We start from the raw sequence: 23,402 nt of genomic DNA on the forward strand, positions 1-23,402 counted from the left end.
GCGGTATGGGGAATACTTACGAAAATTGGGAATCTGTAATTGGCTTAGAAGTTCACGTAGAGCTAAATACCCAATCAAAATTGTTTAGTGCTGCGTTAAATCGTTTTGGAGATGAGCCCAATACGAATATTTCTCCAGTATGTACGGGGTTGCCAGGGTCTCTTCCTGTATTGAATAAAGCTGCAGTACAAAAAGCTGTGCGCTTTGGCTGTGCAGTTCAGGGAGAGATTTCTCTTCGCAGTCGTTTTGATAGAAAGTCCTATTTTTATCCCGATAGCCCGAGGAATTTCCAGATTACCCAGTTTGACCATCCTATTGTCAGAGGCGGGAAGATCAAGACGTTCGTTCGAGGGGAAGAGAAAGAGTTTGAGCTTGCCCAGACGCATCTTGAAGATGACGCTGGGATGTTAAAGCATTTCGGGGAGTTTGCAGGTGTAGATTATAACCGTGCAGGCGTTCCCCTGATAGAGATCGTTTCAAAGCCGTGCATGTTCTGCGCTGAGGATGCTGTAGCCTATGCTACGGCTTTAGTATCATTGATCGAGTATCTTGAGATTTCCGATTGTAATATGGAAGAGGGATCAGTACGCTTTGATGTGAACATCTCCGTACGTCCTAAAGGAAGTCATGAACTTCGTAATAAGGTCGAAATCAAAAACATGAACTCCTTTGCCTTTATGGCTCAGGCTCTAGAGGCTGAGAAGATTCGTCAGGTGGAGGAGTATATTACGCGTTCAGATGAGGACCCTCGCGTTGTGGTTCCGGGAGCTACCTACCGCTGGGATCCTGAAAAGAAAAAAACCGTATTGATGCGTCTTAAAGAGCGTGCGGAAGATTACAAATATTTCCCAGAACCAGATCTTCCTATGCTCCAGCTTACGGAGGCTTATGTAGAGGAGGTGCGTGCTTCTCTTCCTGAGCTTCCCCATGATAAATACCTAAGGTATTTGGCAGAGTATGCTCTTGCTGAGGACATCGCCGGGATTCTTATCAGCGATAAGCCCACGGCGATGTTTTTTGAAGCCGCATGTACACACTGCCAAAACTTCCGTGCGTTATCCAATTGGATTACTGTAGAGTTTGGAGGGCGCTGTAAGAATCTCGGCATAACCCTAGCTAATTCAGGGATTTCCTCTGAGAGTGTCGCTCAGCTTGTCAATGCTATTGACTCGGGAATTTTGACAGGGAAAATTGCCAAGGATGTTGCAGATATCATGATCTCTTCTCCATTAAAGTCTTTTGAGGAGATTTTAAAAGAGAACCCCGAGTTGCTTCCTATGAAGGATGAGGAAGCTTTGCAAGCTATTGTTCTTGAAGTCCTTCAGGCGAACCCCGAATCGGTCATAGATTATAAAAACGGCAAAACCAAAGCTTTAGGGTTTCTTGTTGGGCAGATTATGAAGCGCACTTCAGGAAAAGCTCCACCCCAAAGAGTAAATGAACTGATTCTTTCAGAGCTAAGTAAATAGTCTTAATAGCTCCCTAGGGCTTTAAAGAGAGTGCTTTCGCTGTAACAAGGTACTCTAGTGTTGCATGCCTGTATACTCTAGAGTTTTGTCGTGTTCAAGGATGCACCCTTCTTTTTCTAGGATACCTTAGGCTATCCAAACTTCTATAAGCTGCTTTATCTACTTTCTATTTAAAGAGGGAATTTTCTCAGGGTTCTTTATTTTCCAGATCTTTTTTGAATAAAGAACCACGTCATTCCATAGATAAAGAAGCTCTTTATTTTTTATTTCTAGGGGACTTCTTTGGTCCTTTTTTCTTCTTATTTTTCTCTTTATCGCTATCTTGGTCTTGTTGGGAATCGTCTTGCTTCTCTTTATCTAGTTTTTTACTAGAAGATGCTGGTGTTGTTCGGAAGCTTCCTAAAGAGCTTTTTATAGGAGTTGAAGAGGGCACTGGAGGATAAACAGGAGTAGGAACTACAATCTGAACGTTGCTTGATGTTACAGGTGCAGGATCAATAGGTGCGAAGGATGAGCTTGATTCTTGTTGTAACTCAGCTATAGGGATAGGAGTAGCATAGGGAGAGACCGGAGAGCCAGGAGGAGTACAATATATCGAGCTGGAGGAGCAAGAAGAATCGCTACTGACTCTTGGGGAGGAGGACTCTTGAGGCCTTTGTATATCTTCGGAAGAAACTCCCCCTTGGGAGCGCTTGAGGGTTTCTCGTGATCTTCGGTGCTTTCGCGCCTCAGTATCGAAATGACGCCTTGACATATCTTTTTGAGAAAGAGGAGTTTTTCTTTCCTCGGCGATCTTTTTGGCATCTTTAAGACTTGGCTCTGGAGACACAGCTCGCGAAATCGTCTCTGTTTTTTTTGTTGTATCCAGAAGCTCTCTTTTAATATGCGCACAAGACACCTTACTTAAAGATATAAAGAACAAGCCAATGGTCACTACCCCCATGATAAACTGTGGGTTCGCAAGGAGCAGGGCTGTCCCTCCTGCACTGAGACATGCAGAGGCAATAAGAGCTGTCGCTATTCCTAAAACAATCAGAGGAAGTAGTATTGCCGTGGCAGTATCGGCAACTCTCTGAAGTCTTTCAGAGGTGGCAAGATCTGAAATTAATAAGGTAACTCCAAACACTCCAACTAAAGCACTTGGAATTAACCCATAAAGAAGAAGCCCTTGCCCTTGGGTAACAGCTAAAATCGAAATGATCGCAATCAAAGAAAGCGCAATGATCGCAATGTCAAAGACCACCCGCATTCTAGGATGGCGGTCCGGGATCGTAAAGAACCTCTGAAAAATTCCTTGAGTATGACGTTGTAAACGCTCTCGAGCTCCACCACTTTGGGGAGAAACTACTGAGGAAGAAGCAGGAGCCTGAGGAGTTGAAGAACCCACAGAGTTGCTCATAGACTAACACTCTTTTTACTATAGAAGTTCCCACATCACAAGAGAAACTCATAGGATGTGGAGAATGAATTATTTAAAAAACACTTGTAGATACCAATAGTATAAACCTTAGCGTTATTAATAAAAAATCTATAATCTTCTTTTTAAGGAGTTTGTTTTTTTTATTAATTTCTTTAAAAAAGTAAATTTGTTTTATTCACTTTTATTTTCTACAGGAATGGGAGATGGTGGTGGGGGAGTGTCTAAAACAGGAAAGAGACGTTTATGAATTTGCAGCAGCGTGGAGCTTGCTCCTAAGGAGACCCCAAGACAAAGGGAGAAGAACACAACCTCCGGAGGTACCGTGATGGCAGCAAAGATCATAATGACGAGAAACGCAAGAACAAGAAGGTTAATCCCCCAAGCTGTAAGATAGGAGAGGGCTTCTTGGCCTTTGTGCATGCATCCCTTAATTGCAGCTTGTAAAAGAAGAAGAGCAGAAGCCGATATTGCCATGATCGGAATTGTTAAGATCTTCAAGACCCCAAAAACTACAGAAGCAAGAACTTCTATTGTCATAGCAACTTTAGGATAGCGCATGGCGTAGTTTTGTGCTTTCGTGGCGATGAGCCGTTCTGGGAAGAGGTAATTGAGATAAAGACTAGCACCGTTTTGACAAGTTTGGCAAGTAGTGCAAGAATCCATATTTACCTGGAAAAGAAAGCTTTACGGAGAAAGTTTAAGTTGAAAAAGGGTTTTTATACAATTGGAATATTGAGAGGAGCAGAGAATAGAGCTTTTTTTAAAAAGAGATTTTTACCGAGCCACCAAAGAATGCTGAAGACTTAAAGGGATAGGTATTTTTGTTGTTGTTATGATCATCAGCAAGAGAAATATCACTTCCTAAAGACCAGCCATAAAACCCACGAATGAAACTCCCCGGCCAGGGGGTAAGTTTGATGTTCGCCTCGATAGCTCTGCCTTGATACTCAAAGATCCCCTGTGAAGAGGGGAGGGAATTCTTAGGGAGTTTCTTACGGAATCTTGTAAGGCGGTAGGCAGCACCTATATCACAGACAGAAGTGCAGCGGTATTCCAAAGAGAAGTTCGTGGGATAGATGCAGTTTAACGTGAGATTGTCATCGAACTTATAGGTCACACCAACGAGAGGCCAGGCCTTCTCTTGGTGCAGTCCTGTTTCATTAATGACTCCAAAGACCGCAGAGAGCCTGTCTGTAGCTTGGTACTTCCCTGACAGCACCCCTTGATATAACCCATAGCCCACCTCTACATTTTCCGGATCTATAAGTCCGGAAAAGATTACGGACCATTGCCAATTTTTCATTGCTAAAGTGTACGCCCCAAAGGAAAAGAGCATATAGCTATAGTAAGATTTATCCTGGAACGTTGCCAGTCCCAAGGTTTGAGGTGTGCCTAAAGGTGGGGCTGTAGGGCCTTCCCAACAGATCTTTGCTCCTACGTAGCCTGTAGAGAAGAGGAGGCCCGATTGTGTCGTTAGGGGAAGAGTGCAAAGAAGAGTAGCGTCATACTGACGATAGCCCAGAGTTTGGCCTTGCAAATGTGAAAATGGCGCATCTTGAACTTGAATATACTGCGTTTGGCAGGAGACAGCTTTAGGAGAGGAAGACTCACAAGATTTTTGATCTATGCCGAGAGCATCTTGGAGAATGAAAATCGGTGTTGAGAGAACATGGCCTGCAAATGTGATGAGCTGAAAAAGGAGTTTGAACATAATTCGTAGTCTTTAACAGGTAGCTCTCAAGGAAAACACCCTTCCCTTGAGGTAAAAAAGTTCTTGGATCTTCACAATACCATCTAAATAATTTCCTGTGAAGAATATCAGTGTTTTATCGGGATTGTCATTAGAGGAAAGAATAGAAAAGGGTGTGATTATACGTAGAAATAAAGAAGCCTGTTTTAGGGTTGCTAGTGAGAACCACAGACTTCAGCATAGGTTTTAAAGTGCATCTTACAGAGTTTTCTTAGAGCTTCTTTTCCGTAGGAGTGTACAATATGTTTCCCTGTTTCAAGTACGCGAACGCTTACTCCTTTGGGAAGCTGAACCTTATATAGAGCTTCGAGTTTTTTCATTGAGGTAATAAAAGCTTCGCGAGCAAGTATTGAAGCAGCAGCAACAACAATATCTGCTTCTGCCTTGGTCTTTTGTATAAGTAGAATCTCGGAGTTTTTCTTTTTTAGAGCCTCAAGGAGGAGCTGCTCTGAGGAGGCAAATTGGTCAGAAATAGCAAAAACCTCCTGTGCAGGGCAAGGGGCAAGGTTGTCAATCACGGTAGCGTGTCCCCAAGCAAGAAGAGCATTCAGATTACGGAATTTCCCATAAAGTTCGTTATACTTTTCTGGATATAAGGTCATGACATCGTAAGTGCACAGTGAGCGAATGGTTTTCGCTAAAGAGAGAATAGTTGTGTCACGAAGAGTTTTAGAATCTTGAATTTTAGTTTTATACAGCTCCTGCAAAATCCTCTTGTCTGGAGCATAGACACCTGCTATACATAAAGGGCCAAAAAAGTCCCCCTTCCCAGATTCATCAACTCCAATACGTGGGCGGAGGTTCTGTTCCAAGGTGTGACTGGAGATTACATGAAGGACTTCAGGTTCTAGGACAAACTCAATAAATTCCTGAGAACCCTTTCCTTGAACTACAAGCTTCCCTGAAGAATATAACGTACAGCAGACTGTCGGGGACTTCGCTTGAAATATCGTGTATTGAGGATAGGAAAACACAAAATTCTTTTTTTCAAGCGTCTGCTTTAGTCTCTTTTGGGACTCTAAAGATATGGTCGTGACAAAGGGAGCGGACATGCGAAACTACGGGGTAGATTTCCAGATACAAATTAAACGGTATTTATATATATTCCTGCAAGTGGCCCCATAGAAGGAAAACTTCCCATGAAAGATAAAGCAATGTAGCGAAGGTAAGGAATGACAGAACACGTGCATAAAGAACTTTTGCATTTAGGGGAAATTTTTCGTTCGCGACGTGAAGAACAGTCGCTGTCATTAAAAGATGTTGAAGCAGCAACTTCCATACGTTGTTCTTGCTTAGAAGCTATTGAACAAGGGTACTTGGGGAAGCTGATCTCGCCAGTATATGCTCAGGGATTCATAAAGAAATACGCTTCCTACTTAGGCCTTAATGGAGAGAAGCTCCTCCAAGAACATCCTTATGTTGTGAAGCTCCTCAAGGAATTTTCAGAGCAGAACATGGAGATGCTCTTAGATTTGGAGTCTATGGGAGGAAGAAACTCTCCAGAAAAAGCGATTCATTCTTGGAGCTACCTGGGAATCGCTGGCGCGATCATTCTTGGAGGAGGACTCTTATGGTGGTTAGGGTCTTTGTTCTCCATTTTTTAAAGGCTGAACTTAATCGAAATTTGTTTTTATCCCTCTAAATTCACGGATTAACCAAGAACGAAAGAGTTCACTCTATGCGCTAGGCTGAGTAGTGCTTCTTGGTCTTCAGGACTCCATATCTCATTACCATCATCGAAACACAGTGGAGCAGTCCCACTGCCGCTGCCGCCGCCATGTGCACCATCTGTAGTATCATCATCTTGTGATAGATCTACTTCAGTAGCTGTATCCCAAAAGAGATCAAGTACCTGAGCCCATGGCGAAGGTTGTCGTGGATCAAACGGCATTGTATCTGGGGCTTGTTTGTCCAGAGGGATATAACCTACAGCAAATACACAAAGAGCAAGCACTTGTAGATATAATTCTTTGTTAAGGCTGAGTCCAGTTCCTTCAATGTTTAGGAAATGAGAACCTTTAGTAAGGGAAGATAGGACTTTTTTAAGGAGATCAACTACTTCTACGGATTTTTCCCCTAAAGGCCCTTTGTATTTGTACCCACTCGAGACACTTGTCGCAAAGGCTCTTGAGAGTTGAACTTGCAGCTTGTTGAAGTTTAATCTCACAGCCTGTTTACATATTGGTAATGAGGAACCCCCTGCGGATTGAGCTCCTTCTTGTGCTTCGCCATCGTCATAAAGTACCCAAAACGTAGGAAGATTTGAAGGAGCTGTAGGATCATCCTTAGCTTCTGCCACAGCCTTTACAATGGGAGCGTCTATTGAGGGGGCATTTTCTGGTTTGCTAACTTCTTGATATAGCTCCTTAGAGATCTGGAGGTTAAGTTTTTTGCTTAGTTCTTGGTGAATGGATAGGCAAAGATCTTCAAAAGCCTGTTTCCAAGGAGCATTTGGATCGTTACCCTGAGCTTGCAAGAGCATTTCTCCTCCTCCTGATCCTAAAGTCGCCCCTACAACGATAACGCCGTACTTATCTTTCATTTCTTGAAGAAACTCTCTTGCTTGCTCAGGAGTTAGAGGATTGTCATATCCATCGCAACAGCTGCAGCAACATCCCCAAATCCAATTACATAGCGAGGGGCAGTGATCTCTACACCAAGGCGTCACTGTTTCATTGCAATAATGAGTAGTACGCTGTACACGAGGATTCTTCAGAAAGTTATCAAAGATAGTTCCACTTTTCTCAATTAAAGCTAAGACAGAGTCTTCACCCCATGATAGTTTCAATTCTAGGTGTGTTTCTCTTCCCCCTGCTCTTCCTGGCTGCGTTGTAATGGGAGGCGTTGATCCGCTACTAGATAAAGAGGTGCTTTCTTCTGGGGAAGAACTCCTACCAGTATAATTAAGGCTACAAGAGCCTCCAGGGCAAGGACATCCAAAACAAGACATAATTTTTTCTCTGATAAGAAGTGATTAAGAAGAAGTCATACAGACTTAAGCTAAGCAGCTTATAAATTAAAATTATAAGTAGCTTATAATCAAAAGGATAATCTTGCAATAGGCGTTGTGTCCCGGCATGTTTGTATGTTAATAAAAAGGGTTTCTAGAGCTCTTCTAAAGAGAAATTCTCTTTAGAGAGTCTCAATAAAAAAAATTCCTCAAAAAAATAATAGTATGTTACCCTTTTGCAGGCTATGAAAATTAAAGATATTTTTTTTAATGTTTGCATGTGTAAAAAGCTTACAGCTTTGTGTTGCGGTTGCTTTTTTGGGGGGAAGGGTTTTTTTCCCAGGACATCTTGATGCTGCTCCTATTAAAAAAAAGACAGCTAGGGTTCCTGTGAACATTGTTTCCTCTTTTTCTGATGTGTTGCAAGCTCTTAAAAAAGAACGGAATCCTAGTGAAATTTTAGTTTGTATAGATGTAGATCGTGCGTTGGTTCAGCATCCATATTTGGGAAGCCCTGCGTGGGCGGAACGGCGATTTCGTCACCATGTTCAAAGTTCTTTAAGTGAGGAGAAGTCGCAGGAAAGGGTAGAGGAAGAGCTCGTAGCTGTAGATACGTTTAAAGTGAGAAAATGCGTAGAGGTCTCATTGCCTGAGGCTTTTGCAGGGCTCGCAAGTTCTTCGTGCAAGCTTTTGGGGGTGTCTTCATGTAAAGCAAGAGCTGCTTTGGCATTAGCTGAAACTCTAGCGCTGCAAGGCATGGATTTTGTCTCTGGTTCTCCTTTTTATACAGATGTTTTCTTAAGAGGTAGCGCACCATCTGCGACTCCTTTTGTTTATCGCGGTATACTTTTTTGTTGTGGTCTATCACTTGGGGGCACGCTGTTGGAGTTGTTTGCTCACGAAGGCGTATGGCCTCAAAAGGTAATCTTTGTAAGTGACAACCCAGATCTTCTTAAAGCTATAGGCCATGCATGCATGAAGCAAGGGATGGATTTTTTAGGTTTAGTATATTATCCTGCTACGGAAAATATGTTTTCTTATATGCCTCCCTATTCTTCAGCTGCGGAGCTTCAAGAAAGACAAGCACTAACATTGCTTTCTGAAGAGATCGCTCTTAAGGCGTTGTCTTTGTGATCGAGTGAGTTTTTTAGGTCAAACCCTAAGTATCCTCTCTACCCCCCAGAGGGGGTATTTAGGGCCTTTTTTTTGTTAATAATATTTTTAACAAAAACTACGTTCTTCGTAAAATTTTTGCGGATGATTTTTCGGAGGCGTAGATATGAGGGGTTTTCTTTTTTTCATTTCGATGTGTGTGTTCGGAAACGTGGTTTCAATACATGCTGCAATTCTTCACATCTCAGATCTTCGTGCTGTGCATCCTTATATTAAGGACGGGGGCGTGGTGTGTCTTTGTATTGAAGAAACCTTAATATTTGCTAAGGAATCTTTGGGGCATCTTCGTTGGTATGAGCATCAAAATCTACAGTTGGAGAAGAATGTCAGAAAGGATATCGCTCGAGAGCAGGCATTAAGGGAATGGCTAGGAATTTCTATGTTGGCAACCTTTGAGCTGGGAACTCCGGACCTCCCTTCGGTATTCTCTGAGCTAGCATTTTCTGGGGCTTCTGTTTTGGGAGTGTCCCTATGTCCCTTGCCTTTCATTCCGCGTTCTCTTTCCATTTTAGAGGGACTTTCTCTAGATTTTACGCAGTTCCCTACGGTTTTTGAGAACGGGTGGATCTCACACCCTAAAACTTTAGGGAAGCCTTTGGAGACTCCAGTTGTGGAAAAGAACATATTCTTTACGGGGATCCTTGCGAACCAACTCACGATGGAAGAGGCAATGCTCGCCCTGTTTTCTACAGCACAACCTCTGCCTACGCAGATCGTTTATGTAGATCATAGCCTTCAGCGTTTAGAGTCTACAGAAAAAGCCTGCAAGCAGATGCAGGTGCCTTTTGTAGGGCTATGCTATACGCCAGCACAAAAACGCGCAGAGAAGTTTCATTTTAAAGTTGCTGAGCTGCAAAGAACACGGATGCTGTCCTTGTTTTCAGAGGAGTTTTATAGTGCTTTATTAGAGTCTTTTACGAAAAAGAACACGGAAGAGAAGGGATTCGAACCCCCGGTTCCTGTAAGAGAACTTCTGATTTCGAATCAGACGCATTCGACCACTCTGCCACTCTTCCATCGCGAAAAATAGTGTACGAGATCCTTCCCTAGGAAATCAAGAATCTTTCTTGAAACCTTAATAACATGGATTCAAGCTCTTAGCATAGCAGATATGCTTTTCACAAATGAATTAGGAGCATCTCTTTTATCATAAGTTTCTAAATAAAAGAGATGTTTATTTAAACTGTAATGTTTTTATAAAAAATATATTAAAAGTCGAAACTTTATTTTAAAATAAAGAATAGAGTTTTACTTTTTTGTATGGACATGTCTCAGCCGTTATATACGAATAAGCTCATTACGGAAAAATCTCCTTATCTTCTTCTTTATGCGCATACTCCAGTAAATTGGTATCCTTGGGGAGCAGAGGCATTTCAGCTCGCAGCCTCTAAGGATAAGCCGATATTTCTTTCTATAGGGTGTGCTTATTCTCGGTGGTGTCGTGTGATGCTTCAGGAAAGCTATAGCAATCCTGAAGTGGCTGCGATGCTAAACGAGTATTTCATTAATATTAAGGTGGACAAGGAGGAGCTGCCGCATTTGGCGAAGCTATATTTTGATCTTGCGCAGATGCTTGCAACTTCCGGAGCTCCCCAGGAGTTTCCCTCTTGGCCTTTGAATGTGTTTTTAACACCTGACTTGCTGCCGTTTTTCTCAGCAAACTACATTAGCATTCAAGGAAAACTCGGGCTGCCTTCATTCCCTCAAATCATTGAAAAGCTTCATATTATGTGGGAGGATGAGGAAGAGCGGGAGGTTCTTGTTCATCAGGGCTCAAAAATTATGGAGATCGCCTCGTTTTTAGAGGGGTGCTCTAGAAAAGAGCTTGTAGACGAGCACACATTAAAGCAAACCGTAGAGGCATTATATTGTGATGTGGATTCCCACTATGGGGGAGTGAAGGCGTTCCCTAAGAGGCTCCCAAGTTTGCTTACAAGATTTTTCTTAAGATATGGCTCTGAATATAGTGATAGCAGAAGCTTATTTTTTGTTCATCGCTCTTTAGATCTCGTTTCTTCTGGAGGTATCCGAGACCATCTTGATGGAGGGTTTTTCTGTTGCACTATAGATGATAAGTGGTTGATTCCTTGCTTTGAAAAGCGCTTGATAGATAATGCTTTTATGGCTTTGAGTTATTTAGAGGCTTGGGCCTACTGGAAAGATGAGACCTATCGTTCTATAGGAAAGCAGATTATTTCCTATATTCTTGCGGAGCTTTATGATCGCCATACTGGGGTATTTTACACCTCCGAGCATGCGGAAAATTGGGGAAGTCAAGGGCAAAATTATTATACGTGGTCTAGAGAGGAAGTTCGCAGTGCTTTAGGGGAAAACACAGAGCTTTTCTGTGAGTATTATGGGGTTTCCCACGAGGGATTTTGCAATGGACGCAATATCCTTCATATTCCTACCCATTTAGATACAGAAGCGTTTGTAGAGAAACATCTCTGTTCTAAAGAGGATCTCGACGAACTGCTAGCTCAGCAATGTGGGGTATTAAAGAAATCTCGAGATGGCAGAGAAAAGCCATTTAAAGATGATCTTTCCATTACGTTTAACAACGGATGGATGATCACGACTTTAGTACAGGCGGGGAGGATTTTAGGGAATACAGAATACTTGCATATTGCAAAGAAATGCGGACAGTTTGTTGCGAGCTGCTTGTATAAAGACCGCATGCTTTTGAGAAGATGGAGAGATGGCGAGGCTAAGTATCGCGGAGGCTTGGAAGATTACGCTGCAATGATTTTGGGAGCCTTATCTCTTTATGAGTCGGGATGTGGAGCTTTTTGGCTAGCTTTTGCTGAAGAACTTATGCAGGAAGTGCTGATTTCTTTTCGCTCTCAGGAGGGGATCTTTTACAATACCGATAGAAGAGATACTTTCTTCCCCTTACAGCAATCGCAACTTTCTGATGGTGAGTTAATCTCTGGAAATGCCCTAATTTGTTTAGGACTGCTCTCCTTGCATTTGCTCACAGAAAAACGCCATTATCTTTCCCATGCTGAAGAAATTTTACAGTTCGCCCAAGCCTATTGGAGGACTCATAAGTTCTCCTCTTTAGGAAATCTACTTGCAGCTCAGCACTATTTTTCTCATAAGCATATCAAATTAATCATCTCCCTTGGAAACGAGGAGGAGCATGAACGCATCTTCCAAAGTTTTGCAGGGCTTTATCTTCCCTGTATTACGATCGTCTGGTTAACTAAGAAAGATAGAGATATCCTAGAGGCCTCTCTCCCTGAATATGAACACATGCTGATTCCTAAGGACGACCAAACCACTACAGTTTTTTATGTGTTAGATGTAGAGAAGGGGAGGAAAATCCAGGACTTAGGGGAGTTAAAGAAATACCTTTCCTCTTTGTAGCAGGGATTTTTCCCTGTGGAAAGTAAAGAATGTTCTCTAAGTGGTCAAAATTTGGCCAATCACGTATAGTTAGCCCCTAAGCAGATCAAAGGTTTAGGGCAGCAAACTCATGAAACGATATTCCTATGTTCTATATATAGCTCTTTTCCCAAGCCTTCTAAGCGTGCCAATTGGAGCTTTGGGTTTGGATAGCGGATCCCCCTCTTCAAGTTACGAAAACATCTTGGGGAAAAAAGATCCCACAGGATTAGCCATCCATGATCGGGTGCTGTTTAAGGTAGATGAAGAGAATGTCGTTACCACTTTAGATGTCATTCAAAAATTGAATATTCTTTTTTATACTTCCTATCCTCACCTTATAGATTCCTATCCTGCACGCTCACAATACTACTCTGCGATGTGGCCTGTGGTTTTAGAATCTATACTTGATGAGTTTCTCATGTATGCCGATGCTAAGGAGAAAAAACTCGATGTGGATCCTACAACGGTAAATCAGGAAATCGAGAAGATCTTAGGGCGGGATTTGACTCCGTTTTATTCCCACTTTGACATGACTCCAGAGGATATTGTCAAAGTGATCGAGCGTACGTTGACAGCACAGAGGGTCATGGGAATGATGGTACGATCGAAAGCGATGTTGAAGGTAACGCCAGGGAAGATTAAAGAGGCCTATGATAAACTCGCTAGGGAGGCAGAAAAAAGGTTTGTGTGGAAGTATCGGGTATTAACGATTAAAGCGGCTACAGAATCTTTAGCGAGCTCTATTGCGGAGAAGGTCAGTACCCGGTTAAATGAAACCAAATGCTGGGATAAGGAGCGTTTGTTATCTCTTGTCTTATCTCAGGGAGGACAGTTCACCTGTTCTGATGAGTTTTGCCGTAATGATGATGAACTTTCAGAGAGCCATAAGCAAGAGCTTTTAGAAGTGGCGTATCCTGAGAAGTGGTGTGGTTTACCTAAGGCTTCGAAATCTGGATATAAGCTTTTTGTTTTGGTAGATAAATCTGTAGGGTCTGTAGCGCCATTGGAAGAGCTAGAAGCTCAGATTAAGCAGCGCCTATTTGCCTCTGAAGCTGTAGAGTTAGAAAAGCAATATAAAGAGAAACTTCGAGCTCGTTATGGCTTTGATGCTTCCATCATTGCGAAGCTCCTTTCTGAAGAAGCTCCTCCTTTGTTTTCTTTATTATAGAGGGGCGTGGTTTTGTCGAGAAGTTCTCCAGAGAGGCTGACACGTTTTCTTGCGGAAATCCGAGAGAGTCCTAAGAAAGGCCTTTCTCAAAATTTTTTAATTGATGGGAACATCATCAGAAAAATTTTGTCAGAGTCTCAGGTGCAGGAGGGAGAGTGGGTATTAGAGATCGGCCCAGGCTTTGGAGCGCTCACAGAGGGATTAGTCTCTTCAGGAGCGCATGTCATTGCTTTAGAAAAAGATCCCAAGTTCGCAACGACGCTATCGGAGCTTCCCCTTTCCCATTTAGAAATTACCGATGCTAGGACCTATCCCTTGCAGAAGCTCTCAGAGTTAGGATGGGAAGGGAAGGGAAGAATGATCGCGAATCTCCCTTATCACATCACCACACCCTTATTGATCAAGATCTTTTCTGAAGCTCCGCATATGTGGAAGTCTGTTACGGTGATGGTTCAAGATGAGGTCGCCAGGAGAATCATCGCTCAGCCCGGAAATAAAGATTACGGATCCCTAACGATTTTCCTGCAGTTTTTTGCACATGTACGCTATGCCTTTAAAGTCCGCGCTTCCTGTTTTTATCCTCAGCCTCAGGTGCATTCTGCTGTTGTCCATATGGAAGTTAAGGAGCATTTTCCCTTGCCGGAAACTGTATTTAAGGATTTTTTCACCCTAACACGCACAGCATTTCAGCAACGTAGGAAATACCTTACCAATACCCTTAAAGATTTGTTTCCTAAAGAGCTTTTGCTCTCTGCTCTTCAGCAGCTACGCATCTCAGACAAAGCACGCCCAGAAACGTTAAGCCTTGAAGATTACCTAGCTCTGTTTAAGCTGTTGTCGTTCTCTTAAGAATTTTTTTTCGTATTCAGCTGTTTAGAAATCGAAGCTTTTTTGAAAAAACATACAAAAGAGAATGGGATTTCTGTTATCATTGCCTCCCTTAACTGTATGTGAGCTACAGTTTTTATTATAGGGTCTTCAGTTTCTATAAGGCAATCGCTGCTGATAAAAGGAGTTTAATGTGGACGACACCTGGTTTTATTATTCTCAATGGAGCTTCCCAACTGGTGAAAAAAAAAGCTATAAACCTTGTTTGCCTCTTCTTTGTTCTATAACTCTCCATACTGGAGAGTGTCTTCCGGAGTTGTATTTGTCTCCTTTCCATCGATATTGCAAGACACCACTGATCTTATCTGATCTGGTCTTTTGACTTCCCTTAGCATCTTTGTATAAGTTTCTTGTTATTCTCTTACTTGACACGTAGGGGGGGCTCTAGATTTATATTTAGGGTTTTAGGCTAAACCACTTCAAGTTTTTTTGGGGTGTTTCGCAAACATAAGGTCGAATTTGAGCTTTATAGGCTATGTTTAGGAAGCTCATGGTGTTTAGATATAGCATGTAGGAAGTCTAGAGTTTTTTTAGGATCTGAACTCTGTGAGTTGCGATGGCCTTTTATTCTTTATAAATGCAAAGCTTTATTCGTTAAAGATAGGAGCCTTAGGAGAAGGAACACCAGGGCTTGGCCAAGATGTCTTTCAGATGTCTTTCAAAGGTGCGCTTTATTTCCTTTAAGGAAAAATCTTCTATCTTCTTGAAGAACTAGGGGTGAATCTCTTAGTACGTAAATTAAAGTAGGTCAAAATGCGATCTATAATTAGCATTTCATCTAGCCCTACAGCTTTAAGTAGGGTATTTTGATCTCCATGTGCAGGAAAAGCTGCAGGGATGGCAAAATGAATCACATCGACTTTAAAATTGAAGGTCACAAGGAAATCATGAAACTCTGAAGCAAGGCCCCCACTGGCACAGTGCTCTTCGATAAGGACCACTTTGTTATGGTTCATGAGCAAAATGCTAAAGAGGTTTTTATCTAAGGGCTTCACAAATACTGGATCTACAACAGTTGCAGAAATGCCAAAAGTCAGGAGCTTATGTTTTACAGATAGAGCAGTGAAACAGTGGTTTCCTAAGGCAATAATGAGGAAGTCCTCCCCTTGGGAGAGAATCTCTGCTGTTCCTGGAGAGCGCATGGCAAAAGCTTCCACTGCTAGAGGATCTGCAGGAGGGACAGGAACATTAGGATAGCGAATCGCACTTGGAGCGTCCCAATGCAAGGAAGAAAAAAGCAACTGCTGGAGAACAATGCCGCTTCTTGGCTGGCAAAGAATCATATTGGGCATAGCACGTAAAAAGCTCATATCATAAATACCATGATGGCTAGGGCCGTCATGGTATGCAAGCCCAGCACGATCTATAGCAAATACTACAGGAAGCTTTTGTAAACAGACATCATGGAAGATATTGTCAAAGGCTCGTTGTAGGAAGGTAGAATATATAGAGCAAACCACAGGATTCCCCGCCTTTGCTATGCCCGCAGAGAAAGTCACCGCATGACCCTCAGCAATACCAACATCAAAGAAACGCTCAGGGAAGGTCTTTTTAAACTCTTCAAGCTTGGACCCCAAAGACATTGCAGGAGTCACCACATGCAAACAAGGAAATCTTTTTCCAAGGTCACAAATCGTTGTCCCGAAGACTTCAGGAAAGGTCGGTTTTGTTCTGATCGCGGGAAGGTGCTTTTCCAAGGAGGGATCGTGTTCTTTCTTATCAAAGTTCGCTCCTACGCCATGATATTTTGAGGGGTTATTCTGCGCTTGCTGTAGTCCCTGACCTTTTGTGGTACATACATGAATCAGAATCGGAAATGGGAGTTCCTGAACTGTCTGAAATAGAGAAACAAGCTTTTTTACATTATGCCCATCGATAGGGCCGATGTAGGACAAGCCAAATTGCTCAAATAGCGGCATGGGGCAGAAGAGGTTTTTTAAGCACTGAGAGAGCTTATGGCTGTGTTTGGATAAACCGTTCCCATAACGAGGAATTTTCTCTAAGAGCTTTTCAATGTGTTTTGTAAGCTTGTTCGTTTTGGGATGGTGTAGCCAACGGGCAAACATCTGAGAAATCACCCCGACATTCTCTGAGATCGACATTTTATTATCATTGAGAATGACGATAAACTTGGAAAGATCTGTAGAGATGTTATTTAACGCTTCCAATGTTAACCCGCAGGAAAACGCAGCATCTCCTAAAATAGGAAGAACATGAGCGCGGGATTCCTCGGGGGTAGTTTTTGCTAGCCCTAAAGCTAGGGAGAGCGCTGTTCCTGCATGTCCGGAAAAAAACAAATCATGTTCAGACTCCTGGGGATTGGTAAACCCACTCAGTCCTCCATCATGACGTAGATGATCAAAGGCTGAGGTATTTCTTCCTGTCAGGAGCTTGTGGGTATAGGCTTGATGGCCAACATCAAAAATAAACTTATCCTGAGGAGAGGAAAAGACATAATGTAGCGCAATTGTAAGCTCTACAATCCCCAAGTTCGAAGCAAGGTGCCCTCCAGTTTGATTAAGTACAGAAACAATCCTTCCTCGGATCTCATCCGCAAGCTGCGGTAATTGAGAAATAGAAAGCTTTTTCAAATCTTGAGGAGAAGATATCTGACTTAACAGCAGATCAGACGCATGCATCATATTTTAATTATTAGGATTTATAGAAAAGGTTGTTGTAACAGGATTTCCTGAGTTGTCTTTAAGAAGGTCTCCCTGGGGGTGCAAAGAAAGTAGGTGGCTTTGTTGGCAGCGATGTAACACCATGCAAAAACCCTCATGGATTAAAGCAAACATCCTTTCGTAAGTTTCTAATGTTGCCTCTAAGGAGTTAAGAGTTTCTAAAGATTGCTGAAGAACCTGTAGCTCTTGTAAAAGAAAATCCACGGAAACAAATTGTGTCATGACTTTTTAGTGGACGGCAGTTTCTTCTTTAACTAAAGAGCTTTCAAGACGCTTTTTTGAAAGCTCTCGAACCCGCTGTTCAACTTGATGAATGCGTGCCTCGCAAATACGCATAAGAGCATCAGCTTCTTCATATAAAGCCAAAGAAGCATCTAACGAGGTCGAAGATTGATTCATCAAATCAACAATTTCTTCCAATCGTTGCATCGCTGTTTCAAAAGGGATCTCATCCATCATCTAACCCTCTGTAGGTTCAAAAGATTTGGTCTCTGTTACAGCAAGGATAGCTTCGCCATCATGTAGTTGAACCCTTACTCGAGAGCTTGGTTGCAAGCTTTTCACAGAGAGAATAGCAATTTTTTCATTAAAGTCAAAGAGCATTGCATACCCTCGTTTTAAAACATTTTTAGGGTTTAAAACTAGGAGGTGCTTACAGACATTTTTATAAAGGACTGCTGCACTCTCTAAGCGCTGCTGCATTGTTGCGGATAGGCGATCTCTTACATGTGCATGGGTAGCTTTGTTGTTTGCAAGCACTACTTGCGCATGGGAAAATAGGCGTTTTTGTAGGAGATCTAAGGTTTGCCTATGCGTATGAAGCTGTTGGTATAGTGTTGTTTCTACATGTTTCAGTAAACTGCGTTTATGTGCAAAAGCTTGAGAATAGAGGTAAAGACGCCGGAAGATAAGGGTGTCTAGCTGTTGCTTTAAGGAAATCAGCCTTTGCGCACTCTCATGCAGCTGAGGGAGAGTGCTAAATTTTTTTTTGGTGAGGTCGTAGTGGTTTTGTAAGGAAGAGAGCTTATGGGTACAGGCGTGGTTTAGCATTTTTTTGACATCTTGTAAGCGGAAGGAAAGCTTGTTAAGAAGGTCTCCTTGCAGCCAACGAGAGAAGTGCTCACAGCGTTGCTGATAGTGGAGGAGTTTCCCAAGCATTTCGCGATGGATCGCGATTCTTACAAAATCGAGCTGTTGTTGGGCTGTGCGGAAAAATTCTGTACGGTTTAGCTGGCGTTTCCAGACAAGGAGTTGGTCTTTTTTCCCCTGGAAAAACTGTTGCGAGTGGGAGAGAAGGTGATTTAAGATGCCTTGGAGCTGTTGGAGCTGTTGTTCACTGCTTGGACAGACAATTTCTGCAGCAGCAGAAGGGGTGGGAGCACGAACATCTGCAGCAAGGTCACAGAGGGTATAGTCGGTTTCATGGCCTACAGCAGAGATAATGGGAATCTTACTGGCATGTATAGCTTTGACCAGAGCTTCCTCATTAAAGGACCACAGATCCTCGATACTGCCTCCTCCTCGGGCAAGAATCAAGACATCTGCAATGTTTTCGGCATTCATGACTTCGAGAGCTTTGCAGATTTCTTTTGTCGCGCTTTCTCCTTGTACAGTGACGGGATAAATTAAAACTTTATAGTTATAACACCTTCGGGAAAGAACCCTGAGGATATCTTGAACCACAGCTCCTGTAGGGCTGGTGATGACACCTATGCATTTGGGGGCTTTCGGTAGAGATTTCTTTTTCTCCATGGCGAAGTAGCCCTCTGTTGTCAGGCGTTTTTTAAGTTCTTCAAATTTTTGTAGTAGGTCTCCTTCGCCTGCATAGACTAGGGCATGTGCGACGATTTGGTAAAGGCCTCTGGGGGCATATACTGTGAGCTTGCCATGGAGAATGACGGCGTCGCCATCTTTAGGGCGACGGCCGAAAAATTTACTTTTAAAATGAAAAAATGCCCCATTTAGGAAAGATTTTTCATCTTTGATGCCAAAATAGAGATGCCCACTCGGTTGTAGAGAGACATTGCTGAGCTCCCCCTTCACTACAATGTGGCAGAAATGGGATTCTAAAAGGGTTTTTATGTTTTCTGTTAGGGATGTCACAGCCTGAGGAGGGACGGACATAAAAAACTCTATGTTATGAATTGTGAATACTAGAGGAGGTTAGGGTAGAGAATCCCTAGATAGAAAACTATGAAAAAATCTTTTCTATGATAGATTGAGATAGTGAAAAGATCTTTTACTAAGGGGAAGAGGATGGTTCGTGAGCGCTACGTTTTAGGGAATTGGAAAATGCATAAGACATGTCAGAGTGCGGAAGAATACATGACGACTCTTTGTCCTTTATTAAAAAAGGAAGAGCCTCCTTGTCATGTGGGCATAGCTGCACCTTTCACTGCACTCCAATGCTGTTCTCTGCAAATAGAAAAGTTTCATTCTACTCTTAAGTTGGGAGCTCAAAATGTTTTTCAAGAGCCAGAAGGGGCATTTACTGGAGAGATTTCCCTAGCCATGCTAAAGGAGTTTTATACTTCTTTTGTATTGCTTGGCCACTCGGAGCGTCGACAGAAGTTTCATGAAGACAATGCTATTATCGCTGCCAAAATGCAGGCTGTTGCGAACTCCGGGCTTCTTCCTGTATTGTGTATCGGAGAAAGTTTGGAAACCAAAGAAAAGGGGGAGACATATCCTTATTTGGAAGAGCAGCTGATGTCAGGATTAGAAAAGTTCCCCAAAGATGCTGAGGTTGTGCTTGCATATGAACCTATTTGGGCGATCGGAACAGGAAGAGTTGCTGAAGCAGGTGAGGTGCAGGAGATTCATGAGTTTTGTAGGCGTATATTAGCAAGAATCTTTTCTGAGGAAAAGGCTACAGAGATTTCGATTCTTTATGGGGGATCCGTAAAAGCTGACAATGCCGCACTTTTCGGGAAATGCCATGATGTTGATGGTTTGTTGGTTGGCGGAGCTTCCTTAAAACCTACAGAGTTTTTTGAGGTGATCAAAAACTTCTGCAGTGCAGATTCTGCATGTTGAATTTTTTATTCTAGATTTTATCTGAGAGCTTTTGCCTAGGAGTTTTTCCCATTGTTAATTCTTTCTTTTATTTGGGTGTGATTTTTCACATGGTCAATAATTGGATTTTATAAGAGAATACAGAGCAGAATATGGGCTTCGAGTGAGAACTTGTGTGCTTTTTAGAGAGTCGTAAGCTGCATGGTTTGCGTTGCTATGCGTAATTAGGAGAATGTTATGACTTATGTATTTTATATGTTTTTATGTGTGTTTCTTCTGTTGTGTGTTGTTCTTTGCGGCTTAATTCTAATTCAAGAGAGTAAAAGCATGGGACTGGGATCTTCATTTGGAGTAGATTCTGGAGATTCTGTATTTGGGGTGTCTACTCCTGATATTTTAAAGAAAGTCACAGCATGGTGTGCTGTAGCATTTTGTTTGAGCTGCTTGATACTTTCGTTTTCTACAAATCTTTTAGGGAAAAAGTTCGCAGTTGCAGAGACCTCTTTTCAGGAGGGCACTTCAGAGATTCAAGAAAGTAAAGTTACTGAAGAAAACTAGCTATGTTTGGCGCTCCTCCATCTCTTAGAGGGGAAGGGAAGCTTAAAACATCAACTGGAAATTAGACTGGGTTTCTTTTGTGTACTTTAGTGTATACAGAAGGATATACAGGACTTTCTGTCTTTTCGGGAAATTCTTAAGTTTCCAAATTCTCGAGTTTTCCTCTTTTCCTTTTGAAAGTCACTGAGAAGAGACGGTGGGAGTCTAGGAAAAGGGAGAGGAGTAAGATAGAAGTTCACTAGGGTGTAAGAATTAAAGAGAAGACTGGGATATGATTCGAAGACTAGAGTATTATGGTAGCCCTGTACTTCGGGAAAAAGCGAAAGAAATCACAGAAATTACCGAGGATATTCGTTCGCTTGTTCAGGATATGTATGAAACCATGATTGCACATAAGGGCGTAGGTTTGGCTGCTCCTCAGATAGGAAAGAGCTTAAGTTTGTTTGTTATGTGTGTTGAAGGAGAAACCCCTGATGGGGAGTTGATCTTCTGTGATTTTCCTAAGGTCTTCATCAATCCTGTGCTTTCATCTCCTTCTGAGCATCTTGTGATTGCTTATGAGGGCTGCCTGTCCATCCCAGGACTTCGCGGGGAAGTTTTTCGTCCCGATAGGGTTACCGTAACTGCCATGAATCTCGATGGGCAGAAATTTTCTGAGACATTAGAGGGATTCCCTGCGCGTATTGTGATGCATGAGACGGATCATCTTCACGGGATTCTCTATATTGATCGTATGGAAGAACCTAGGGATGCCAAGAAGTTTAAGGTGGCGTTGGAGAAAATCAAGCGTCGTTATAACACGCATTTGGATAAAAATAGCTTAGTATCCTAAAAACACAGGGTTTTCTTAGGTTTCTTACATTTATCAAGCTTTAGGAAGAAAAAGAAGCGGTTATCGGCTTCGCGCCTTTCATATACGGTATAGAGCTGCCAGTGTTCGAAGACTTTTGTGCCCAGAACCATCTGATACTCTAGGTAGTTGGGGGTGTCTGTGCGGTGCCATCCGTATCTTAGGGCAAGGCGATAGTTCCATAAAGGATGCAGACGGAAAAAGAGCTTTCCTAAAATCAGATTTCTACGGTCTGTTAGGGGGGTATGGAAGAACTTCTCAATAGGGTAGCTCACATCTAAAATGAAGTTTTCTCTATCACACTTCATCAAGCTGTATTTGCTTCTATGTAGAGCTTCTATTTCCAAGGCGAGGTTTTCATTTCCCACCCATTGCCAGCGGGCATTGAGGTGATCCCAGCAATGTTTTTTCCAGATCCATTCTGTATCAAAGCTTAAAAGACTCCTTCTCCCTAAAGGAAGGGTAATGACTCCTGAAGTTTTAGGAAACACTTCTTGGGCATGGGGACCTTCCATAATGTGTGTGGTCCAGATTTTCGCAGAAATTTCCTTATGCGGTGCTAGGGAGAGCTTATGATAAAATGAGGATTTCACACCTATCTGGATGAGGTTTAATTCGTGAAAGGCATCTTGGATAGAGAAGATATAGTGTTCATTGTTCTTCGCTAAGGGGTGAGAGTACATAGCTATAGTAATGAAAGGCTCTAAGATGTGCCTTTTGTTGATGCAGGATTTATATAGAAGAAAGCGATAATCTAAAGAGAGCTTCCCAGAGGCTTGGTAGTGTTGAGAGGAGGTTTCAGGAAGGTGGCTATAGTAGATCACAGATCCTGATAAGGAAGGGGTAAACACTCCTATAGGTAAAGGAATACTCCGGTAGATCTTAGGGGTTGAGGCGACCCTTAATGAGGAGAAGTCCTTGCCAGGGATTTGATTTCCAAAAGCGTAATCTAAATATCCGCATTCTAGAGTGTTTTCTAAGAACAGTTTTATTTTGGGGATCTGTAGGGGGAACTGTCTTAGAGTGAAGTAGGGAAGCTCTTGGTTTACACTTTGGAAGGAGTTTACCTTAAAGGAGGAGGTAAGGGTACTTTCGAAAAGTCTTCCTCTCCATGAAAGGGAGACTTTCGTAGGGCCGGTATTTTTCAGGACAAAGTTGTTGGGGAAAATATCCGCAACGGTTTCCCAGCTATCGCTGAGGTGGTACTCTCCATAAAAATGCGTCTGCTTATGGGAAAATGCAAAATCCCCATGTAGGCGGTAGCGGTCCTGGGTTTTCGGCATGTCAATGGCAAGGCGATGGGCATAATAGCTCATCAGATTGAAAGTATTCTCGGGTGTTTCCTTTTGGGAGAAGTGCATGTTGTAGCCGACTCCAATGCCGTGCTTGAAAAAGCTATCCAGGAAAAAAGTCGAAGAAAAATGGCTTTTTGCAATGGGAGAGTAGCTAATCCCTAAATACGAACCAAGAAACCCTCCCGAACCTCCGCGGAAATTTATCGGGGGTTTGGGGATCTCCATAGGCATAATAGAAAAGGGAGGAAGAAGCATTAAAGGGATATTGCACAATTTTAATGTCGTTTTCCCTATGGAGAGAAGGCCATCTGAGGAGTATTCTAGGTAATCCCCTGATAGACACAGGTCCTTTCTTGGGCCTTCTGATGTGGAGATGTATCCTTTGTGGATAATCAGAGTTTCTGGAGAAAGCATTACGGAAGCGCCTCCTAGAAACCATGGATACATCGCGAATCTTCCGTTTGTCAGCACGCAAGTATCGGTATTCTCATAATACTCAAGGTGGTCACATACGAAAGTTTTCCCTCTGTAGTTCACCATAACGTTGCCATGAGCGACAAGCTTCATGCCTAGATCTGAGGTGTTTTCCACAAAGGTTTTGTTTGCTTGAACGCGTAGGTTTTTGTGAATATAGAGAACGCCATCTTCTACAGTAAGAGCTCCCGTAAGGTCTTTAAATTGGCTGAGATAAGAGCTTTTTTTTGTTGCGGCTTCCTTGTGTGTAAGGGCGTATGCAGAGGAAGTATAAAAAACAGAAGCTGACAATAGGATATAGATGTAGCGAAAGCTCATAGG

The 23,402-nt window shown here is 42.5% G+C and carries 19 protein-coding genes, 1 tRNA gene and 1 pseudogene; 10 read left to right on the forward strand and 11 right to left on the reverse strand.

Annotated features, from left to right (window positions below):
* Positions 1-5: 5 nt before the first annotated feature.
* Positions 6-1,469 carry an Asp-tRNA(Asn)/Glu-tRNA(Gln) amidotransferase subunit GatB gene (gene gatB, locus G5S_RS02795; protein WP_013712668.1) on the forward strand — a complete coding sequence of 488 codons (1,464 nt, stop codon included), beginning with the start codon at positions 6-8 and terminating at the stop codon, positions 1,467-1,469.
* A gap of 256 nt (positions 1,470-1,725) precedes the next feature.
* On the opposite strand, the gene G5S_RS04900 is transcribed toward gatB, so the two are convergent.
* The 4 genes from G5S_RS04900 to rnhC all read right to left on the reverse strand — a co-directional run bounded on the left by G5S_RS04900 (position 1,726) and on the right by rnhC (position 5,691).
* Positions 1,726-2,868 (reverse strand): IncV family inclusion membrane protein, encoded by a 1,143-nt coding sequence (locus G5S_RS04900; RefSeq protein ID WP_013712670.1) that lies wholly within the window; start codon positions 2,866-2,868, stop codon positions 1,726-1,728.
* A gap of 192 nt (positions 2,869-3,060) precedes the next feature.
* Positions 3,061-3,552, reverse strand: a complete 492-nt coding sequence (locus G5S_RS02805; protein WP_013712671.1) for a DUF5422 family protein — start codon at positions 3,550-3,552, stop codon at positions 3,061-3,063.
* A gap of 97 nt (positions 3,553-3,649) precedes the next feature.
* Positions 3,650-4,600, reverse strand: coding sequence for a hypothetical protein (locus G5S_RS02810; RefSeq protein WP_013712672.1), 951 nt, complete (start codon positions 4,598-4,600; stop codon positions 3,650-3,652).
* Positions 4,601-4,794: 194 nt separating this feature from the next.
* Positions 4,795-5,691 (reverse strand): ribonuclease HIII, encoded by an 897-nt coding sequence (gene rnhC, locus G5S_RS02815; RefSeq protein ID WP_013712673.1) that lies wholly within the window; start codon positions 5,689-5,691, stop codon positions 4,795-4,797.
* Positions 5,692-5,811: 120 nt separating this feature from the next.
* On the opposite strand from rnhC, the gene G5S_RS02820 reads away from it, so the two are divergent.
* The gene (locus tag G5S_RS02820) at positions 5,812-6,243 is read left to right on the forward strand and encodes a helix-turn-helix domain-containing protein (RefSeq protein WP_013712674.1); all 432 of its coding nucleotides are present in this window, start codon (positions 5,812-5,814) and stop codon (positions 6,241-6,243) included.
* 47 nt (positions 6,244-6,290) lie between these two features.
* Here G5S_RS02820 and G5S_RS02825 read toward each other — a convergent pair whose 3' ends face one another.
* Positions 6,291-7,589, reverse strand: coding sequence for a hypothetical protein (locus G5S_RS02825; RefSeq protein WP_013712675.1), 1,299 nt, complete (start codon positions 7,587-7,589; stop codon positions 6,291-6,293).
* A 270-nt stretch (positions 7,590-7,859) separates the two neighbouring features.
* On the opposite strand from G5S_RS02825, the gene G5S_RS02830 reads away from it, so the two are divergent.
* Positions 7,860-8,723, forward strand: a complete 864-nt coding sequence (locus G5S_RS02830) for a DUF2608 domain-containing protein (RefSeq protein ID WP_035408896.1) — start codon at positions 7,860-7,862, stop codon at positions 8,721-8,723.
* A gap of 172 nt (positions 8,724-8,895) precedes the next feature.
* Positions 8,896-9,561, forward strand: a pseudogene (locus G5S_RS05080) (DUF2608 domain-containing protein); the annotation flags it as partial.
* A gap of 130 nt (positions 9,562-9,691) precedes the next feature.
* Here G5S_RS05080 and G5S_RS02840 read toward each other — a convergent pair.
* A tRNA-Ser gene (locus G5S_RS02840) sits at positions 9,692-9,778 on the reverse strand.
* 250 nt (positions 9,779-10,028) lie between these two features.
* On the opposite strand from G5S_RS02840, the gene G5S_RS02845 reads away from it, so the two are divergent.
* The 3 genes from G5S_RS02845 to rsmA all read left to right on the forward strand — a co-directional run bounded on the left by G5S_RS02845 (position 10,029) and on the right by rsmA (position 14,169).
* Positions 10,029-12,131: a thioredoxin domain-containing protein gene (locus tag G5S_RS02845; RefSeq protein ID WP_041467018.1), complete on the forward strand. Its 2,103-nt coding sequence runs from the start codon at positions 10,029-10,031 to the stop codon at positions 12,129-12,131.
* A gap of 178 nt (positions 12,132-12,309) precedes the next feature.
* On the forward strand, positions 12,310-13,320 hold the full coding sequence (locus G5S_RS02850; protein WP_230672923.1) for a hypothetical protein: 1,011 nt from the start codon (positions 12,310-12,312) through the stop codon (positions 13,318-13,320).
* Between the two features lie 12 nt (positions 13,321-13,332).
* Positions 13,333-14,169, forward strand: coding sequence for a 16S rRNA (adenine(1518)-N(6)/adenine(1519)-N(6))-dimethyltransferase RsmA (rsmA, locus tag G5S_RS02855; protein WP_021756499.1), 837 nt, complete (start codon positions 13,333-13,335; stop codon positions 14,167-14,169).
* 734 nt (positions 14,170-14,903) lie between these two features.
* Here rsmA and G5S_RS02860 read toward each other — a convergent pair.
* The 4 genes from G5S_RS02860 to xseA are packed head-to-tail and all read right to left on the reverse strand — an operon-like array spanning position 14,904 to position 19,013.
* A complete protein-coding gene (locus G5S_RS02860) occupies positions 14,904-16,850 on the reverse strand; it encodes a 1-deoxy-D-xylulose-5-phosphate synthase (protein WP_013712682.1) in 1,947 nt (648 codons plus the stop codon).
* A 3-nt stretch (positions 16,851-16,853) separates the two neighbouring features.
* A complete protein-coding gene (locus G5S_RS02865; protein ID WP_013712683.1) occupies positions 16,854-17,111 on the reverse strand; it encodes a hypothetical protein in 258 nt (85 codons plus the stop codon).
* Positions 17,112-17,117: 6 nt separating this feature from the next.
* Positions 17,118-17,345: an exodeoxyribonuclease VII small subunit gene (locus G5S_RS02870; protein ID WP_021757178.1), complete on the reverse strand. Its 228-nt coding sequence runs from the start codon at positions 17,343-17,345 to the stop codon at positions 17,118-17,120.
* 3 nt (positions 17,346-17,348) lie between these two features.
* Positions 17,349-19,013, reverse strand: coding sequence for an exodeoxyribonuclease VII large subunit (gene xseA, locus G5S_RS02875; protein WP_013712685.1), 1,665 nt, complete (start codon positions 19,011-19,013; stop codon positions 17,349-17,351).
* 132 nt (positions 19,014-19,145) lie between these two features.
* Between xseA and tpiA the strand changes: the two genes are divergently transcribed.
* From tpiA to def, 3 genes are all read left to right on the forward strand, one after another.
* A complete protein-coding gene (gene tpiA / locus G5S_RS02880) occupies positions 19,146-19,925 on the forward strand; it encodes a triose-phosphate isomerase (RefSeq protein WP_013712686.1) in 780 nt (259 codons plus the stop codon).
* A gap of 216 nt (positions 19,926-20,141) precedes the next feature.
* Entirely contained in the window at positions 20,142-20,462 is a 321-nt protein-coding gene (gene secG / locus G5S_RS02885) for a preprotein translocase subunit SecG (protein ID WP_013712687.1), read from the forward strand.
* 271 nt (positions 20,463-20,733) lie between these two features.
* Positions 20,734-21,294 carry a peptide deformylase gene (gene def, locus G5S_RS02890; RefSeq protein ID WP_013712688.1) on the forward strand — a complete coding sequence of 187 codons (561 nt, stop codon included), beginning with the start codon at positions 20,734-20,736 and terminating at the stop codon, positions 21,292-21,294.
* Here def and G5S_RS02895 read toward each other — a convergent pair.
* On the reverse strand, positions 21,291-23,399 hold the full coding sequence (locus G5S_RS02895; protein ID WP_013712689.1) for a CT351 family outer membrane beta-barrel protein: 2,109 nt from the start codon (positions 23,397-23,399) through the stop codon (positions 21,291-21,293). The two genes, def and G5S_RS02895, sit on opposite strands and share 4 nt — an antisense overlap.
* Positions 23,400-23,402: the final 3 nt, after the last annotated feature.

It is taken from the genome of Chlamydia pecorum E58 (genome assembly GCF_000204135.1).
In the GTDB taxonomy this organism is placed as follows: domain Bacteria; phylum Chlamydiota; class Chlamydiia; order Chlamydiales; family Chlamydiaceae; genus Chlamydia; species Chlamydia pecorum.

Bases quoted from the DNA above. Each gene is read 5' to 3' on its own strand.
- gatB (WP_013712668.1), top strand. From the start codon at position 6: ATGGGGAATACTTACGAAAATTGGGAATCTGTAATTGGCTTAGAAGTT.
- G5S_RS04900 (WP_013712670.1), bottom strand. From the start codon at position 2,868: ATGAGCAACTCTGTGGGTTCTTCAACTCCTCAGGCTCCTGCTTCTTCC.
- G5S_RS02805 (WP_013712671.1), bottom strand. From the start codon at position 3,552: ATGGATTCTTGCACTACTTGCCAAACTTGTCAAAACGGTGCTAGTCTT.
- G5S_RS02810 (WP_013712672.1), bottom strand. From the start codon at position 4,600: ATGTTCAAACTCCTTTTTCAGCTCATCACATTTGCAGGCCATGTTCTC.
- rnhC (WP_013712673.1), bottom strand. From the start codon at position 5,691: ATGTCCGCTCCCTTTGTCACGACCATATCTTTAGAGTCCCAAAAGAGA.
- G5S_RS02820 (WP_013712674.1), top strand. From the start codon at position 5,812: ATGACAGAACACGTGCATAAAGAACTTTTGCATTTAGGGGAAATTTTT.
- G5S_RS02825 (WP_013712675.1), bottom strand. From the start codon at position 7,589: ATGTCTTGTTTTGGATGTCCTTGCCCTGGAGGCTCTTGTAGCCTTAAT.
- G5S_RS02830 (WP_035408896.1), top strand. From the start codon at position 7,860: ATGTTTGCATGTGTAAAAAGCTTACAGCTTTGTGTTGCGGTTGCTTTT.
- G5S_RS02845 (WP_041467018.1), top strand. From the start codon at position 10,029: ATGTCTCAGCCGTTATATACGAATAAGCTCATTACGGAAAAATCTCCT.
- G5S_RS02860 (WP_013712682.1), bottom strand. From the start codon at position 16,850: ATGATGCATGCGTCTGATCTGCTGTTAAGTCAGATATCTTCTCCTCAA.
- G5S_RS02865 (WP_013712683.1), bottom strand. From the start codon at position 17,111: ATGACACAATTTGTTTCCGTGGATTTTCTTTTACAAGAGCTACAGGTT.
- G5S_RS02870 (WP_021757178.1), bottom strand. From the start codon at position 17,345: ATGGATGAGATCCCTTTTGAAACAGCGATGCAACGATTGGAAGAAATT.
- xseA (WP_013712685.1), bottom strand. From the start codon at position 19,013: ATGTCCGTCCCTCCTCAGGCTGTGACATCCCTAACAGAAAACATAAAA.
- tpiA (WP_013712686.1), top strand. From the start codon at position 19,146: ATGGTTCGTGAGCGCTACGTTTTAGGGAATTGGAAAATGCATAAGACA.
- secG (WP_013712687.1), top strand. From the start codon at position 20,142: ATGACTTATGTATTTTATATGTTTTTATGTGTGTTTCTTCTGTTGTGT.
- def (WP_013712688.1), top strand. From the start codon at position 20,734: ATGATTCGAAGACTAGAGTATTATGGTAGCCCTGTACTTCGGGAAAAA.
- G5S_RS02895 (WP_013712689.1), bottom strand. From the start codon at position 23,399: ATGAGCTTTCGCTACATCTATATCCTATTGTCAGCTTCTGTTTTTTAT.